The 15,466-nt window shown below is 72.0% G+C and carries 11 protein-coding genes; 5 read left to right on the forward strand and 6 right to left on the reverse strand.

Features of this window, described 5'->3' with window-relative positions; genetic code table 11:
- Positions 1–39 precede the first annotated feature (39 nt).
- Genes AB0O36_RS17795 through ssd form a run of 4 tightly spaced genes read right to left on the reverse strand, consistent with a single transcriptional unit; the run spans position 40 to position 4,014 of the window.
- Positions 40–798, reverse strand: coding sequence for a type II secretion system F family protein (locus AB0O36_RS17795; RefSeq protein WP_365110790.1), 759 nt, complete (start codon positions 796–798; stop codon positions 40–42).
- Positions 798–1,676, reverse strand: coding sequence for a hypothetical protein (locus AB0O36_RS17800; protein WP_365110792.1), 879 nt, complete (start codon positions 1,674–1,676; stop codon positions 798–800). The genes AB0O36_RS17795 and AB0O36_RS17800 overlap by 1 nt, the downstream gene beginning before the upstream one ends.
- Positions 1,673–2,821, reverse strand: a complete 1,149-nt coding sequence (locus AB0O36_RS17805; protein ID WP_365110795.1) for a TadA family conjugal transfer-associated ATPase — start codon at positions 2,819–2,821, stop codon at positions 1,673–1,675. The genes AB0O36_RS17800 and AB0O36_RS17805 overlap by 4 nt, the downstream gene beginning before the upstream one ends.
- Positions 2,818–4,014, reverse strand: a complete 1,197-nt coding sequence (ssd, locus tag AB0O36_RS17810) for a septum site-determining protein Ssd (protein WP_365110797.1) — start codon at positions 4,012–4,014, stop codon at positions 2,818–2,820. The genes AB0O36_RS17805 and ssd overlap by 4 nt, the downstream gene beginning before the upstream one ends.
- A 478-nt stretch (positions 4,015–4,492) precedes the next feature.
- On the opposite strand from ssd, the gene AB0O36_RS17815 reads away from it, so the two are divergent.
- Positions 4,493–5,353 (forward strand): HAD-IB family hydrolase, encoded by an 861-nt coding sequence (locus AB0O36_RS17815; RefSeq protein ID WP_365110800.1) that lies wholly within the window; start codon positions 4,493–4,495, stop codon positions 5,351–5,353.
- Positions 5,354–5,765: 412 nt separating this feature from the next.
- Here the strand turns inward: AB0O36_RS17815 and AB0O36_RS17820 are convergent, their stop codons facing one another.
- Entirely contained in the window at positions 5,766–6,587 is an 822-nt protein-coding gene (locus AB0O36_RS17820; RefSeq protein WP_365110802.1) for an oxidoreductase, read from the reverse strand.
- A gap of 109 nt (positions 6,588–6,696) precedes the next feature.
- Between AB0O36_RS17820 and AB0O36_RS17825 the strand changes: the two genes are divergently transcribed.
- Positions 6,697–7,764: an ATP-binding protein gene (locus AB0O36_RS17825; protein WP_365110804.1), complete on the forward strand. Its 1,068-nt coding sequence runs from the start codon at positions 6,697–6,699 to the stop codon at positions 7,762–7,764.
- On the opposite strand, the gene AB0O36_RS17830 is transcribed toward AB0O36_RS17825, so the two are convergent.
- Positions 7,733–9,037 carry a hypothetical protein gene (locus AB0O36_RS17830; RefSeq protein WP_365110806.1) on the reverse strand — a complete coding sequence of 435 codons (1,305 nt, stop codon included), beginning with the start codon at positions 9,035–9,037 and terminating at the stop codon, positions 7,733–7,735. The genes AB0O36_RS17825 and AB0O36_RS17830 overlap by 32 nt on opposite strands.
- Before the next feature lie 227 nt (positions 9,038–9,264).
- On the opposite strand from AB0O36_RS17830, the gene AB0O36_RS17835 reads away from it, so the two are divergent.
- From AB0O36_RS17835 to nhaA, 3 genes are all read left to right on the forward strand, one after another.
- Positions 9,265–11,541 carry a SulP family inorganic anion transporter gene (locus tag AB0O36_RS17835; RefSeq protein ID WP_365110809.1) on the forward strand — a complete coding sequence of 759 codons (2,277 nt, stop codon included), beginning with the start codon at positions 9,265–9,267 and terminating at the stop codon, positions 11,539–11,541.
- A gap of 196 nt (positions 11,542–11,737) precedes the next feature.
- Positions 11,738–13,735, forward strand: a complete 1,998-nt coding sequence (acs, locus tag AB0O36_RS17840) for an acetate--CoA ligase (RefSeq protein WP_365110811.1) — start codon at positions 11,738–11,740, stop codon at positions 13,733–13,735.
- Positions 13,736–14,018: 283 nt separating this feature from the next.
- A complete protein-coding gene (nhaA, locus tag AB0O36_RS17845) occupies positions 14,019–15,428 on the forward strand; it encodes a Na+/H+ antiporter NhaA (protein WP_365110814.1) in 1,410 nt (469 codons plus the stop codon).
- The last annotated feature ends 38 nt before the right edge of the window (positions 15,429–15,466 follow it).

Consider the following 15,466-nt stretch of genomic DNA (forward strand, 5'->3'; position numbering starts at 1 on the left):
TTTCAGTTCTTGATGTGATTTCAGTTTCTTGTTGGGATCTCAGTTGCCGGAGAGGAGACCGGACGCCATTCCGATCACCACGGGAGCCACTCCCACCGCGAGAAAGGCGGGAAGGAAACAGAGCCCCACCGGTGCGGTCACCAGGACCGCCGCCCGCTGGGCCGCCGCCGTCGCCCGCCTGGACCGCTCGTCCCTCAGGACCGCGGCGATCCGGGAGACCGGCTCCGCCGAAGGCGCACCCGTCCGGACAGCCCGCTCCAGGCAGTCGGCGAGGTCCGCGGCGCCCGGTATCTCCGCCAACCTTCCCCACGACAACCCGGGTTCGCCGCCGAGCCTCAGCTCCGCACCCGCCAGCGCCAGCCGCTCGCCCACCGGCCCGCCCAGCGACTCGCCCACCACCTCGGCGGCCTCCACCGGCCCGGCGCCGGCCGCCAGACAGGCAGCCAGCAGGTCCGCGGCGAACGGCAGCTGGCGCTCCGCCTCCCCATGCGGCCACCGGATATCCGGCCGGCCCTCCTGTCTGCGCCGCCACCAGCCCCCCGGGGACGACACCCCTCGCCACACCCGTCGCCGCACCCGGTGCGGTGCCCGGTGCGGTGCCCACGGCGGGCCGGCCGCCGCAGCCCCCTTCCGCCCCGCCCGGACCCGGTCCGCCCCGAGCAGCGCGCCCGCCCTGCGCTGCACGGCCCGGCTGCCCGCGGCCCGCCGCCGTATCCGTCCGGTGACCGCCAGGAGCACCCCCGCCACCACCACCGGCCAGACCGCTGTCCCCAGCCTGTGGATCCCGGCTCCGTCCATCACCCCTCCCCCGCCCGCACGATCCGCCGGCACCACAGCAGTCCCAGCGCCTCCAGCACTCCGCCCACCACCAGGCACCCCGCTCCCAGCGGGCCGTGCAGCAGCACCCGCAGCGGGTCCGCCCCCAGCCCCGTACCGATCAGCAGCCCCACCAGCGGCAGCAGGGCCAGCACCACCGTCGTGGACCGGGCGCCCGCCAGCTGGGCCCGGAGCGACTCCGCCCGGTCCCGCTCCGCCCGCAGCGCGCCCTCCAGCCGCTCCAGCCCGGCGGCCAGCCCGGCACCGCCGTCCACTGAGACCCGCCAGCAGGCCGCCATCCCGGCCAGACCCTCCGCACCCGGCTCCCCGGCCGCCTCCCGCAGCGCCCCGGCCACGTCCCCGCCGAAGGCCGCGGCGGCCAGCACCGCCGACTCCTCCGCCCCCGGCACCGCCGTGCGCCGTAGGGCCGCGCCCAGCGCCTGCCCCGGCTGGGCACCCGCCCGCAACTCCCCCACGACCGACCCGCACAGAGCCACCACCGCGGCAGCCCGCGCCGCCCGCTCCCGGGCCGCCCGCCGCTCACTCAGCCGCCGCCTGAGCACCGGCACCGCCAGCACCCCCACCACCAGCGGAACCGGTGACCGGCCGGCCAGTGCCACCAGCAGCCCCGCCCCGAGGCACACGCCCTCCGGCCACCACCGGCCGGCGCCGACCCGAAGCACGGCCACCAGCCGCTCCTTCGGAGAACCCCGCGCCGGAACCCCCGGACCGCTCCCCGCCAGCAGCAGCCTCGCCCGCGTCACCGACCGGCCGCCGGCCGCCGGCAGCCGGACCGCCGCACCCGCGCACAGCACCGCCACGAACCACGGCACCAGGGCCGGCAGCGGCAGCCCGCTCACCGCACGCCCCCGAGCAGCGGGCGGAGCCGTTCCCAGCCCTGTTCCCGCGCGAAGCCCCGCGCCGCCCAGCGCAGCGCCGGAACCGTGACCACCAGCCCGGCCGGGTCCCGCTCCAGGACGTGCACCTCGGCGATCCTCCGCCGGCCGCCCCGGTCCCGGACCAGATGGATCACCAGGTCGAGGGCCGCGGCCAACTGGCTGTGCAGAGCTGCCCGGTCCAGCCCCGCCGCCGTCCCCAGCGCCTCCAGCCGGGCCGGCACATGGGCCGCGGCATTCGCGTGGACGGTGCCGCAGCCGCCCTCATGGCCGGTGTTGAGCGCGGCCAGCAGGTCCGCGACCTCCGCACCGCGCACCTCGCCCACCACCAGCCGGTCGGGCCGCATCCGCAGGGCCTGCCGGACCAGGTCCGCCAGGGTCACCAGACCCGCCCCCTCCTGATTGGCCGGGCGGCTCTCCAGGCGGACCACATGCGGGTGATCGGGCCTCAGTTCGGCCGAGTCCTCGGCGAGTACGATCCGCTCCCCCGGCCCCACCAGCCCGAGCAGGCAGCTCAGCAGGGTGGTCTTCCCGGTGCCCGTGCCGCCGGAGACGAGGAACGACAGCCGCGCCTCGACGATCGCCCGGAGCAGTCTGCGGCCGCCCGGCGGCAGGGTGCCCGCGGCCGTCAGCTCGTCCAGGGTGAACGCCCTGGGCCGCACCACCCGCAGGGACAGGCAGGCCGAGCCGACCGCCACCGGAGGCAGCACCGCGTGCAGCCGGGTGCCGTCAGGCATCCGCGCGTCCACCCACGGCCGGGCGTCGTCGAGCCTCCGCCCGGCCACCGCGGCCAGCCGCTGCGCCAGCCTGCGCACCGCGTCCGCATCGGCGAACGTCACCCGGGTGAGCTCCAGTCCGCCGCCGCGGTCCACCCACACCCGGTCCGGGGCCGCCACCAGCACGTCCGTGACGGCGGGATCCGCGAGAAGCGGCTCCAGTGGACCCGCTCCCACCAATTCCGACCGCAACTCCGCTGCGGCACCGAGCACTTCGGCGTCGCCCAGCAGCCTGCCCTGGGCCCGCAGGGCCGCCGCGACCCGGGCCGGGGTCGGGTCGGCCCCGCTCTCCGCGAGCCGGGCCCGCACCGCGTCCAGCAGTCCCGCGCTCATGCCGGAACCCCCTGGCCGGGACCGAGCACGCGTCGCCAGAAGCCGTCGCAGAACCGGGCCAGCGGCCCCCATACGAAGGTCCCCGGCGGCTCGCCCCTGGCCAGCCACTCGGACACCCCGAGCTCGACCGGCATCTCACCGGCGAGCGGCAGCCTCAGCAGTCCGGCGACCTCGTCCGGGTCCAACTCCCCCGCCAGCCGCGCCCTGACCACCACCCGGACATCGCGTGCGACCCCCTCCAGGGCGTCCGCAACCCTGCTCGCGGCGGCCACCGAGCGCAGCTCGACCGGGACCACCATCAGCACCAGGTCCATCTGGGCGAGCGCCTCGGCCATCACCTCGTCCACCCGGCGGGGCAGGTCGGCCACCACCACTCCGCCCCGCCGCCGGGCCGCCGCCAGCACCGAGCGCATCGCCGCGGGCGGCACCTGTACGCGTTTGCCCCGGTCCCAGCTGAGCAGCCGCAGCGAGTGCAGTTCGGGGAGGGACTCCTCCAGCGCTCCGGCGGCGACCCGACCGCGTGAGGCGGCGAAGTCGGGCCAGCGCAGCCCCTCCGCCCCTTCACCGCCGAGCAGCACGTCCAGCCCGCCGCCGAACGGGTCCCCGTCGATGAGCATCGTCCGCTCACCGGACCGGGCGGCGGAGACCGCCAGGGCGCACGCGAGCGTGGACGCACCCGCTCCGCCGCTGCCGCCGATCACCCCCACGGTCAGCGCGGGCCGACCCGCGCCCTCGGCCACGTCCGCGATCCGGTCGGCCAGCCATTTCTCCATCTCCGGCAGCCACAGCACCTGTTCGGCGCCGATCTCCACCGCCCGCTGCCACACCACCGGTTCGTCACGGTCGCGGCCCTCGGCCCGGCCGACGAGGAACACCGCGCTCCGCCGCGGAGCTCCGCGCACCCGCCCCGCGACGTCCTCTCCGACCAGCACCAGCGGGGCGTCCGTCCAGCCCGCGCCACCCGGCGGACCGACACCGGCGGACCCGCGGACACCAAATGCCCCACCAACCCCACCAGTCCCAGCGACCGGACCAGTCCCAACAGAATCAACTGCCCCACTTTGCTCTGGCATCGCATGGGACACATGGGGCTCGGCGCCTGCGGCTGCACACAACCGCAACAGGTCATCGAGGAGCACCGGGTCCTCGGTGATGATCAGCGGCTTGCCGGAACCGGACTCAGGCCGTTCCATCAGTTCCCCGGATGTCGTTCCCGCCACGATCTCCGCCCCCTTCTCACGCAAATCCGATGACCGCGCACTTCGCGGTCGGAATCACCGTGCCGGAGCCCGCGAAAAGAAGTGGATCTTGCTCAAGAACTGTGGATACCGAGATCCCTGTGAATAACTCGATCACCCTCCCGGACGAGTTCCGGAGCGCACCGCATCGACTACGCACAGTGACGAATCCGGCGGATCGGAGTCCGCGGTCGCGCAGGCCGAAGGAGGGCGGCAAGGCCCTGGAAGTGATCTCTCGGAGGAGAAGGCCGGGGCGTCAACCGTGCCCGGACATGCGACGACCCCCGCCGGGGGGGAGAGCGGGGGTCGTCCCCACGGCCGACTCGGGGGGGGAGGAGTCGGACCGGGTTAGCACGGTCGCGAACGATCCGTGACTTCCATGGTGTACCCGAGAGCCTTCTCAGGCAAACCCACGCGCCACACCTTACGCCGAATGGTGGGCGCATATGCTCGGCTCGTGGAAAACCAGTCCTTGTCGCACTCCTTGCCTCGCACTGCAGCCTTCTTCGACCTGGACAAGACGGTCATTGCGAAGTCGAGCACACTGACGTTCAGCAAGTCCTTCTACCAGGGCGGGCTGATCAACCGGCGGGCGGTCCTGCGCACCGCGTACACCCAGTTCATCTTCCTGGCCGGCGGCGCCGACCACGATCAGATGGAGCGGATGAGGGAGTACCTCTCCGCCCTCTGCAAGGGCTGGAACGTCCGACAGGTGAAGGAGATCGTCGCCGAAGCCCTGCACGACCTCATCGACCCGATCATCTACGACGAGGCCGCCTCGCTGATCGAGGCCCACCACACGGCGGGCCGCGACGTGGTGATCGTCTCGACCTCCGGAGCCGAGGTGGTCGAGCCGATCGGCGATATGCTCGGCGCCGACCGCGTCGTGGCGACCCGCATGGTCGTCGGCGAGGACGGCTGCTTCACCGGCGAGATCGAGTACTACGCCTACGGCCCCACCAAGGCGGAGGCCGTGCGCGAGCTGGCCGAGTCCGAGGGCTACGACCTCTCGCGCTGCTACGCGTACAGCGACTCCGTCACGGACGTCCCGATGCTGGAGGCGGTCGGCTACCCGCACGCGGTCAACCCGGACCGGGCGCTGCGCAAGGAGGCCGTCGCCCGCGCATGGCCGGTCCTCGTGTTCAGCCGGCCGGTCCGGCTCAAGCAGCGGCTGCCCGCCCTGTCCATGCCGGCTCGCCCGGCCCTGGTCGCCGCTGCCGCGGTCGGCGCGGCGGCAGCCACCGCCGGCCTCGTCTGGTACGCGAGCCGCCGGCGCGCCAACACCCTCGCCTGACACCGCCGGAGTGTCCCGTCGAGCCGGACGGCCCGTACGTCGCCCCTGCTGACCTGGGGCGACGCGGGCTGTCCGATTCGCCCTTGATTGACATCGAAAGTAAAGATGTGCGGCCAGGGGTACCACTTGTTCCGGAAGCGAGGTACAAAGGAGTCACGGCCCGCGAGACCGAAGAACATCCGAGAGGATCATCTTTAGAACGCAGCAAAGGCCCACGGACCGAATGCAGGAACGCTTGGCACCCACGCGACGTCGACCCGTCGATTACGGGCCAGCCGCACCAGGGAACCGGGCAGAGATCCCGACCTGATGGGCACATATCGAGGACGCTTGGTAACTGGGCGCGAATGCCAGCGGCGACACCATGAGCAGTAACGGTGTCGCCGCAACCCGTGTCCGGACGGCCGGACCCTCAGGCCGCGCCGCGCTGCAGCGCCTCGCACACCGCCGTGGACTCCCGGACCCCGAGCTCGACCGCCTTCCCGCAGTGCGCGATCCAGGCCGCAACGCCCTCGGGGGTCCCGGACACGTACCCGTCCAGGGCGGCCAGGTACGCCGCCCGGCCCAGCTCCGCGTGGCCGACCTCGGCCGGGCAGATCGCCTTCGGGTCCAGACCGCTGTTGATCAGCACGATCCGCTCGGCGGTCCGCGCCACCACCCCGTTGTACGAGCCGAACGGCCGCAGGGCCAGCAGTTCGCCGTGCACCACCGCGGCCGTGACCAGCGCCGGGGCGGACCCTCCGGCGATCACCAGCTGCGAGAGGCCCTCCAGCCGACCCGCCACTTCCTGCGCGCCCGGCAGCGGCAGCTCCACCAGGGGCTCATCCACCGGCTCGCCCGGGAGCCTGGGCCGGCCCACCGTGTCACCGGGCACCGCGGAACCCGCCGCGACCAGGTGCAGCCGGGCCAGCACCCTCAGCGGCGACTGCCGCCAGATGCTCAGGAGCTGGCCCGCCTCGGCGGTCAGCCGCAGCGCCGCGCCGACCGTCCTGGCCTCGGCCTCGGAGCCGAAGTCGGTGCGTCGCCGCACCTCCTCCAGCGCCCAGTCCGCGCCCGACAGTGCCGCGCTGCCGCGCGCTCCGCGCAGCGCCGCCTCGGAGGAGACCTCCGTGCTGCGGCGGCGCATCACGCGGTGGCCGTAGACGCGGTCCACGGCCTTGCGTACGGACTCCACGGACTCGGGCACGCCCGGCAGGCCCGCGAGGGCGGCGAGCGGATCGGCTGACGTACTCATAAGTAGGGAGCCTACGCACTGTCCGCCCCTAGCACCGACACCACCTTCGAGTGGTCTTCTTCACTCACTTCGACCACGATGCGCGACGATCGCACTACGCTAGGTGAACATGAAGATCGCTTTCGTGGGAAAGGGCGGCAGCGGCAAGACGACGCTGTCCTCCCTCTTCATCCGCCACCTCGCCGCCAGTGGAGCCCCGGTCGTCGCGGTGGACGCCGACATCAACCAGCACCTCGGGGCCGCCCTCGGACTCACCGAGCAGGAGGCCGCCGCGCTGCCCGCCATGGGGGCGCACCTCCCGCTGATCAAGGAGTACCTGCGCGGCACCAACCCGCGCATCGCGTCCGCCGAGACGATGATCAAGACCACGCCGCCCGGCAGCGGTTCCCGTCTGCTGCGGGTGTGCGAGGACAACCCGGTCTACGAGGCGTGCGCCCGCCCGGTGGTCCTGGACGGGCCGGACGGGGCCGCCCGGACCGACCCGGCCGCCGGCACCTCCGGGAGCGGAGGGTCCCGCGGCTGCAACGCGGTACGGCTCATGGCGACCGGGCCGTTCACCGATTCCGACCTGGGCGTGGCCTGCTACCACTCGAAGGTCGGCGCGGTCGAGCTCTGCCTCAACCACCTGGTCGACGGCCCGGGCGAGTACGTGGTGGTCGACATGACCGCCGGTTCGGACTCGTTCGCCTCCGGCATGTTCACCCGGTTCGACATGACCTTCCTGGTCGCCGAGCCGACCCTCAAGGGGGTCTCCGTCTACCGCCAGTACAAGGAGTACGCAAGGGACTTCGGGGTGGCCCTGAAGGTCATCGGCAACAAGGTGCAGGGTCCGGACGACATCGAGTTCCTGCGCGCGGAGACCGGTGCGGACCTCCTCGCCACCGTCGGCCACTCGGACTGGGTGCGGGCGATGGAGAAGGGCCGTCCGCGGCCGTTCGGGCTGCTGGAGCCGGAGAACCGGGCGGCCCTGCGGCTGCTGCGGGAGGTGGCGGACGCCTCCCACGCCGAGCGCGACTGGGCCCGGTACACCGAGCAGATGGTGCACTTCCACCTGCGGAACGCCGAGAGCTGGGGCAACGCGAAGACCGGGGCCGACCTGGCGGCGCAGATCGACCCCGGGTTCGTCCTGGGCGAGCAGCGGGCCGCTACTCCCCTTCCTGTTCATCAGCCGGCTTGACCCCCGGGGGCGCCGGGGGACCGGCCGGCGCCGGTGACGGCGCCGGACCGGAGGCCAGGAACCTGGCCCAGCCCGCCTTCGGCGCCTCGCCGACGTCGAGCGTCCGCATCCAGTCGATGTGCTTGGGGTCCTGGGCGTCCAGCCAGTCCACGAGTTCGCGGAAGGGCACGCAGCGGACGTCCTTCTGTACGCAGACGAACTTGATGGTCTCCTCGATGGCGCGCATGTACGTGCCGCCGTTCCAGGACTCGAAGTGGTTCCCGATGATCAGCGGTGCCCGGTTGCCGCGGTAGGCGCGGTCGAACGCCTGGATCAGTCCGTCGCGCAGCTGGTTGCCCCAGTAGTCGTGCTGCGCGGGGTCGCCCTGGGATGTGGTGCCGGACTGGTTGACCATGAAGTTGTAGTCCATGCTCAGCGTCTCGATGGCCCGCCCGGGGATGGGGACCAGCTGGAGCGGGACGTCCCACAGCCCGTCCGTCTTCTTGGGCCACTGCTGCTTGCTGATGCCGCTGGAGTCGTAGCGGAAGCCCATGTTCTTGGCGGCCAGCATGAAGTTCTTCTGGCCTTCGAGGCAGGGGGTGCGGGCGCCGATGAGCTCCTTGTCGTAGTCGAAGGGGAGGGCCTTCTCCTGCCGGAGCCCGGAGTTGGTCTTCCAGTTCTTGACGAAGGACTTGGCCTGCTGGATCTCGCTCCGCCACTCCTCGACCGACCAGGTGCCGACCCCGCCGTCGGGTCCGCAGAAGTGGCCGTTGAAGTGGGTGCCGATCTCGTTGCCCTCCTGCCACGCCTCGCGGACCTGGGTGGCGGTGGCACGGATGCCCTCCGGGTCGCCGAAGCCGATGTCGGAGCGGCCGGGGGCGTGCTGGGGACCGGTGTAGAGGGAACGCTTCTCCTCGGGAAGCATGTACACCCCGCTGAGGAAGTACGTCATCCGGGCGTTGTGCTCCTTGCCCACCCGGCGGAAGTGCGAGAAGAGCTTCTGGCTGTCCTCTCCCGCGCCGTCCCAGGAGAACACCACGAACTGCGGCGGCGTCTCACCGGGCTTGAGCTTCTGCGGCTTCCGCACGTTCGGCTGCGGGCCGGTGTACGAGGTCGAGCCGTCGCCGATCAGCCGCAGCACGCTGCCGGGTGCCTCGGGGGCCGCGACTCCCTGCTTGGGGCCGTTCCGGCCGCCCCGGTCCCTGTCGGACCCGTCCGAGCTGCATCCGGCGACGCCCAGGACCAGGGCCGCGGCGACCAGACTGCCGGCGATCTTCTTGTTGGCGGCCGTCATTCGCCCACCTCTCCTCGCTGACGCTGCTTCCGCGCGCAACCTCCCACGCAGACGCCTTTAAGGAATGTGTGACAAGCCGGACAAAATGCTTAATCACCCTTGGGAGGGAACTTCTAGGCCATTTGCCTGGTTTGCCGCGTCGCAGCCTTTACTCTCCATTACCATCCATTTACCTAGTGTTGAGACTCCCGCCGCTTCACCCTCCGTGCCCAGAGGAGACGGGACCTATGACCAACCCCCGCACCGCGGACCTCTCCGCATCCCTGACCGTCTTTCTGATCGCCTTGCCGCTTTCGCTCGGCATCGCCCTGGCCACCGGCGCGCCCCTCCAGGCGGGCCTGGTGGCCGCGGCGGCCGGCGGGATCGTCGCCGGGTGGTTCGGCGGCGCACCGCTCCAGGTGAGCGGCCCCGCCGCCGGACTCACCGTCGTCACAGCCGAGTTGATCCAGCGCTACGGATGGCGCACGACCTGCGCCGTCACCGTGCTCGCCGGCATCTGCCAGCTGGGACTCGCCATGCTGCGCACCGCCCGGTCCGCACTGATGGTCAGCCCGGCCATCGTGCACGGCATGCTCGCGGGCATCGGCGTGACCATCGCGCTCGCCCAGCTGCACATCGTCCTCGGCGGCACCCCGCAGAGCTCGCCCGTGGCCAATGTCCTCGGCCTGCCCGACCAGCTGGCCGATCCGCATCCGGCGGCGCTCGGCATCAGTGCCCTGACCCTGGTCGTCCTGCTCACCTGGCCACGGCTGCCGGGCCGGGCCGGACGGCTGCTGGGCCGGGTGCCGCCGGCCCTCGCCGCGGTGGCGGCGGCCACCACTCTCGCCGCTGTCGCCGGGCTCAGCCTGCCCCGGGTGGACCTGCCCTCGTGGAGCAGCCACGCCCTCCCCGAACTGCCCGAAGGGCCCGTGCTGGGCATCATCGCCGCCGTCCTGACGATCACCCTCGTCGGCAGCGTGGAGTCGCTGCTGTCGTCCGTGGCGACCGACAAGCTGATCGCCACCGAGCGGGGGACGGAGAACCGCCCGCCCCGCGCCGACCTCGACCGGGAACTGCGCGGCCAGGGCGCGGCGAACATCGTGTCCGGCGCGCTCGGCGGGCTGCCCGTCACCGGCGTGGCGGTGCGCAGCGTGGCGAACGTCAAGTCCGGTGCGGTCAGCCGGAGGTCGTCGATGATGCACGGCCTGTGGATCGTGCTGGCGGCCGCGCTGCTGGTGCCGGTGCTGGACCTCATCCCGCTGGCGGCCCTGGCCGCGCTGGTGATGGCGGTCGGCATCCAGATGGTCAACATCACCCACGTGCGGAGCGTCACCCGGCACCGCGAGTTCCCGGTCTACGCGGCCACGCTGGTGGCCGTGGTGCTGGGCGGCGTACTGGAAGGGGTGGCCGTCGGCATCGCGGTGGCGGTGGCCGTCGCCCTGCACCGGCTGGCCCGGACCCGGATCACCGTGGAGGAGGCCGAAGGAGTGCACCGGGTGCGGGCGCGCGGCCAGCTCACCTTCCTGGCGGTGCCCCGGCTGAGCCGGGTGCTGGGCCAGGTCCCCCACCAGACGCACACGGTGATCGAGCTGGACGGTTCCTTCATGGACCACGCGGCGTACGAGACCCTGCAGGACTGGCAGGACTCCCATGTGGCGCACGGCGGTTCGGTGGAGGTGACGGGCCGTTCCCTGGCCACCCGGACCGGTGAGGGGCAGACTCCGGGGCCGCGCGGGGCGCACCAGTGCTGCCGGCCCTGGACGCCCTGGCAGAACCACTGCGACCAGCGCCCGGCCGAACCGGCCGCCGAGCCGCTGCGCGGCGGGGGCCGGCTGGCCAGCGGGATCAGCGCGTTCCAGCGGGACACCGCCCCGCGGGTCCGGGGCGAACTGGCCCGGCTGGCGCGCGAGGGGCAGCGCCCCTCCCAGCTCTTCCTGACCTGCGCCGACTCCCGGCTGGTCACCAGCATGATCACGTCCAGTGGGCCGGGCGACCTGTTCACCGTCCGCAACGTCGGCAACCTGGTACCGCTGCCCGGCGCCGAGTACGAGGACGACTCGGTGGCGGCCGCCATCGAATACGCCGTGGACGTGCTCAAGGTGGACAGCATCACCGTGTGCGGGCACTCCGGCTGCGGGGCGATGCAGGCGCTGCTCAACTCCTCCCCCGGGATGCCGACGACCCCGCTCCGCCGCTGGCTGCGGCACGGGCGGCCGAGCGTGGAGCGGATGGCCAGCCGGCACCACGCGTGGGCCCGGATCTCGGGCCGGCTGCCGGCGGACGCGGTGGAGCAGCTGTGCCTGACCAACGTGGTCCAGCAGCTGGAGCACCTGCGGGCGCACGAGGCGGTGGCGCGACGGCTGGCGGAAGGCACGCTGGAGCTCCACGGGATGTACTTCCACGTGGGCGAGGCCCAGGCCTACCTGCTGTCCGAGGGGCAGGACTTCTACGACTGCCAGGTCTTCGACAGCGTCACGCCCACGGACCTGCGCGAGTCACCCGAGCCGGCCGGAGCGTCCGCCTGAACCGGTACGCTCCCTGATCCGTGCAACCGTGCGGCCCCCCCTGCACCCTGCAGCAGGAGGGGGCCGTCCGCGTCCCCAGGAAGCCCGTCGAGGCGTCCTCGGGTGCGGTAACCAGCATCGATTCGGCCGCCCGGAGTATAGGTCTAAACCAATTTTCCGGTTACCCCTTGTCACCGGGGCCTCCGCCTGATGAGCTATGCCCGGGGACACAACGGACACCCTGGGAAAGGGAGATGTCGTGAGCAACGAAAGCCTGGCCAACCTCTTGAAGGAGGAGCGGCGATTCGCGCCGCCCGCCGCGCTCGCCGCCGCCGCGAACGTCACGGCCGAGGCGTACGAGCAGGCGGACGCCGACAGGCTGGGCTTCTGGGCCGAGCAGGCCCGGCGGCTGACCTGGGCCACCGAGCCGACCGAGACGCTCGACTGGACCAACCCGCCCTTCGCGAAGTGGTTCGCGGACGGCACACTGAACGTCGCGTACAACTGCGTCGACCGGCACGTCGAGGCCGGCCACGGCGACCGGGTCGCCATCCACTTCGAGGGCGAGCCCGGCGACAGCCGCACGATCACCTACGCGCAGCTCAAGGACGAGGTCTCGCGGGCCGCCAACGCCCTCACCGAGCTGGGCGTGCAGGCCGGCGACCGGGTCGCCGTCTACCTGCCGATGATCCCCGAGGCCGTCGTCGCGATGCTGGCCTGCGCCCGTCTCGGGGCCGCCCACTCGGTGGTCTTCGGAGGCTTCTCCGCCGACGCCGTCGCCTCCCGCATCCAGGACGCCGACGCCAAGCTGGTCATCACCGCCGACGGCGGCTACCGGCGCGGCAAGGCGAGCGCCCTCAAGCCGGCCATCGACGAGGCCGTCGCCAAGTGCCCGCAGGTCAAGAACGTGCTGGTGGTGCGGCGCACCGGCCAGGAGACCGAGTTCACCGAGGGCCGGGACGTCTGGTGGCACGAGCTCGTCGGCCGCCAGTCCACCGAACACACCCCGCAGGCCTTCGGGGCCGAGCACCCGCTCTTCATCCTGTACACGTCCGGCACGACGGGGAAGCCGAAGGGCATCCTGCACACCTCGGGCGGCTACCTCACCCAGGCGGCGTACACCCACCACGCGGTCTTCGACCTCAAGCCGGAGACCGACGTCTACTGGTGCACGGCCGACATCGGCTGGGTGACCGGCCACTCGTACATCGTCTACGGCCCGCTCGCCAACGGCGCCACCCAGGTCATGTACGAGGGCACCCCGGACACCCCGCACCAGGGACGGTTCTGGGAGGTCGTGCAGAAGTACGGCGTCACCATCCTCTACACGGCGCCCACGGCCATCCGGACGTTCATGAAGTGGGGCGACGACATCCCCGCCAAGTTCGACCTGTCCTCGCTGCGCGTGCTGGGCTCCGTCGGCGAACCCATCAACCCCGAGGCGTGGGTCTGGTACCGCAAGCACATCGGCGGCGACCGCTGCCCCGTCGTGGACACCTGGTGGCAGACCGAGACCGGCGCCATGATGATCTCCCCGCTGCCCGGCGTGACGGAGACCAAGCCGGGCTCGGCCCAGCGTCCGCTGCCCGGCATCTCCGCCACCGTGGTGGACGACGAGGCCCGCGAGGTGCCCGACGGCGGGGGCGGCTACCTGGTGCTGACCGAGCCGTGGCCGTCGATGCTGCGCACCATCTGGGGCGACGACCAGCGGTACATCGACACCTACTGGTCGCGCTTCGAGGGCCGGTACTTCGCCGGCGACGGCGCCAAGAAGGACGACGACGGCGACATCTGGCTGCTCGGCCGGGTCGACGACGTGATGCTGGTGTCGGGCCACAACATCTCGACCACCGAGGTCGAGTCGGCCCTGGTCTCGCACCCGGCGGTCGCCGAGGCGGCCGTCGTCGGCGCCGCCGACGAGACCACCGGCCAGGCGATCGTCGCGTTCGTGATCCTGCGCGGCAACGCCTCCGAGAACGACTCGCTCGTCGCCGAGCTGCGCGACCACGTGGGCGCCACCCTCGGACCGATCGCCAAGCCCAAGCGCGTCCTCCCGGTCGCCGAGCTGCCCAAGACCCGGTCCGGCAAGATCATGCGCCGTCTGCTGCGCGACGTGGCCGAGAACCGGGAACTGGGCGACGTCACCACGCTGACCGATTCCTCGGTCATGGACCTCATCCAGTCCAAGCTGCCCTCCGCGGCCACCGAGGACTGACCGGCACGGGCCCGCGAAACCACGGGCCCGCACCACGGAAGGGGCATCCGGCGCATCTCGCGCCGGATGCCCCTTCCGCACTTAAGGTGTGACCAACGCACTCAACGCACCCAATGCACCCAATGCAGCAAATGCACCCCACACCCGATTCGCGCTAGATCTCGCAGCACACCCCGCACTACCCCCTGTAAAGTATTGAGTACGTAAATACTTCAATGGTGTGCCGGGAAGTCTGGTCGGCAGCAGGTTTGGCCTGTCCATCGACCGACCGGAGGTGCCCACCGTGGCCGCGCCCAGCCCCACCGACAACAAGAGCCGCAAGCTGCTCGGCAGGCTCTCACTGCCCGAGCGCCGGTTCGTGGCCGACGCCCTGCGCGCCGAAACCGTCGGCGGCGTGATCCTCCTGGTGGCCGCGATCGCCGCCCTGATCTGGGCGAACACCCCCGGCATCAGCGCCGGCTACACCGCCGTCCGCGACTTCCACATGGGCCCCGCCGCTCTCGGCCTGGACCTGTCGGTGCAGCACTGGGCCGCCGACGGCCTGCTCGCCGTCTTCTTCTTCGTGGCCGGCATCGAGCTCAAGCGCGAGCTCGTCGCGGGTGACCTCCGCGACCTTAAGGCAGCCGCGCTCCCGGTCATCGCCGCCCTCTGCGGCATGGCCGCCCCGGCCCTGGTCTACTTCCTGGTCAACCGGGCAGCGGGCGGCTTCATGGACGGCTGGGCGGTCCCGACCGCCACCGACATCGCCTTCGCACTCGCCGTCCTCGCGGTCATCGGCACCTCGCTGCCGTCCGCCCTGCGCGCCTTCCTGCTCACCCTGGCCGTGGTCGACGACCTCTTCGCCATCGTCATCATCGCGGTGTTCTTCACCGACACGATCGATTTCCCGGCCCTCGGCGGCGCCTTCGCCGGCCTCGTCCTGTTCTGGTTCCTGCTCCGCAAGGGCGTCCGCGGCTGGTACGTCTACGTCCCGCTCGCCCTGGTCGTCTGGGGCCTGATGTACAACAGCGGGGTCCACGCCACCATCGCCGGCGTCGCCATGGGCCTGATGCTCCGCTGCACCCGCCAGGAGGATGAGGAGCAGTCTCCCGGCGAGCACATCGAGCACCTGGTCCGGCCCCTCTCCGCCGGTCTCGCCGTACCGCTGTTCGCCCTGTTCTCCGCCGGCGTCTCCCTCTCCGACGAGGCGATCACCCAGGTCTTCACCCGCCCCGAGACCCTCGGCGTGGTCCTCGGCCTGGTCGTCGGCAAGACCCTCGGCATCTTCGGCGGCACCTGGCTGGCCGCCCGCTTCACCAGGGCCTCGCTCAACGAGGACCTCGCCTGGCCGGACGTGTTCGCCGTCGCCTCCCTCGCCGGCATCGGCTTCACCGTCTCCCTGTTGATCGGCGAACTCGCCTTCGCGGGTGACGCCGTGCTCACCGACGAGATCAAGGCCGCCGTCCTGATCGGCTCGCTGATCGCCGCGGTCATCGCCTGCGTCCTGCTCAAGCTCCGCGACCGCAAGTACCGGGCGCTGACCGAGGCGGAGGAGCGCGACGACGACCGCGACGGCATCCCGGACATCTACGAGGAGCACAACCCCGCGTACCACCTGCGGATGGCGAAGATCTACGAAGAGAAGGCCGCCGAGCACCGCCGCAGGGCCGAAGCCGCGGCCGGGTCCGGCACCGACAGCAGTCGTCCGGCATGATCTGGGTGACGACAGGACGCGAAGACATGAGGAGAGTG

Source organism: Streptomyces sp. NPDC089799, from assembly GCF_040684755.1.
Classification (GTDB): domain Bacteria; phylum Actinomycetota; class Actinomycetes; order Streptomycetales; family Streptomycetaceae; genus Streptomyces.

Bases quoted from the DNA above. Each gene is read 5' to 3' on its own strand.
- AB0O36_RS17815 (WP_365110800.1), top strand. From the start codon at position 4,493: ATGGTGGGCGCATATGCTCGGCTCGTGGAAAACCAGTCCTTGTCGCAC.
- AB0O36_RS17820 (WP_365110802.1), bottom strand. From the start codon at position 6,587: ATGAGTACGTCAGCCGATCCGCTCGCCGCCCTCGCGGGCCTGCCGGGC.
- acs (WP_365110811.1), top strand. From the start codon at position 11,738: ATGCCCGGGGACACAACGGACACCCTGGGAAAGGGAGATGTCGTGAGC.
- AB0O36_RS17805 (WP_365110795.1), bottom strand. From the start codon at position 2,821: ATGAGCGCGGGACTGCTGGACGCGGTGCGGGCCCGGCTCGCGGAGAGC.
- AB0O36_RS17835 (WP_365110809.1), top strand. From the start codon at position 9,265: ATGACCAACCCCCGCACCGCGGACCTCTCCGCATCCCTGACCGTCTTT.
- ssd (WP_365110797.1), bottom strand. From the start codon at position 4,014: ATGGAACGGCCTGAGTCCGGTTCCGGCAAGCCGCTGATCATCACCGAG.
- AB0O36_RS17830 (WP_365110806.1), bottom strand. From the start codon at position 9,037: ATGACGGCCGCCAACAAGAAGATCGCCGGCAGTCTGGTCGCCGCGGCC.
- AB0O36_RS17825 (WP_365110804.1), top strand. From the start codon at position 6,697: ATGAAGATCGCTTTCGTGGGAAAGGGCGGCAGCGGCAAGACGACGCTG.
- AB0O36_RS17795 (WP_365110790.1), bottom strand. From the start codon at position 798: ATGGACGGAGCCGGGATCCACAGGCTGGGGACAGCGGTCTGGCCGGTG.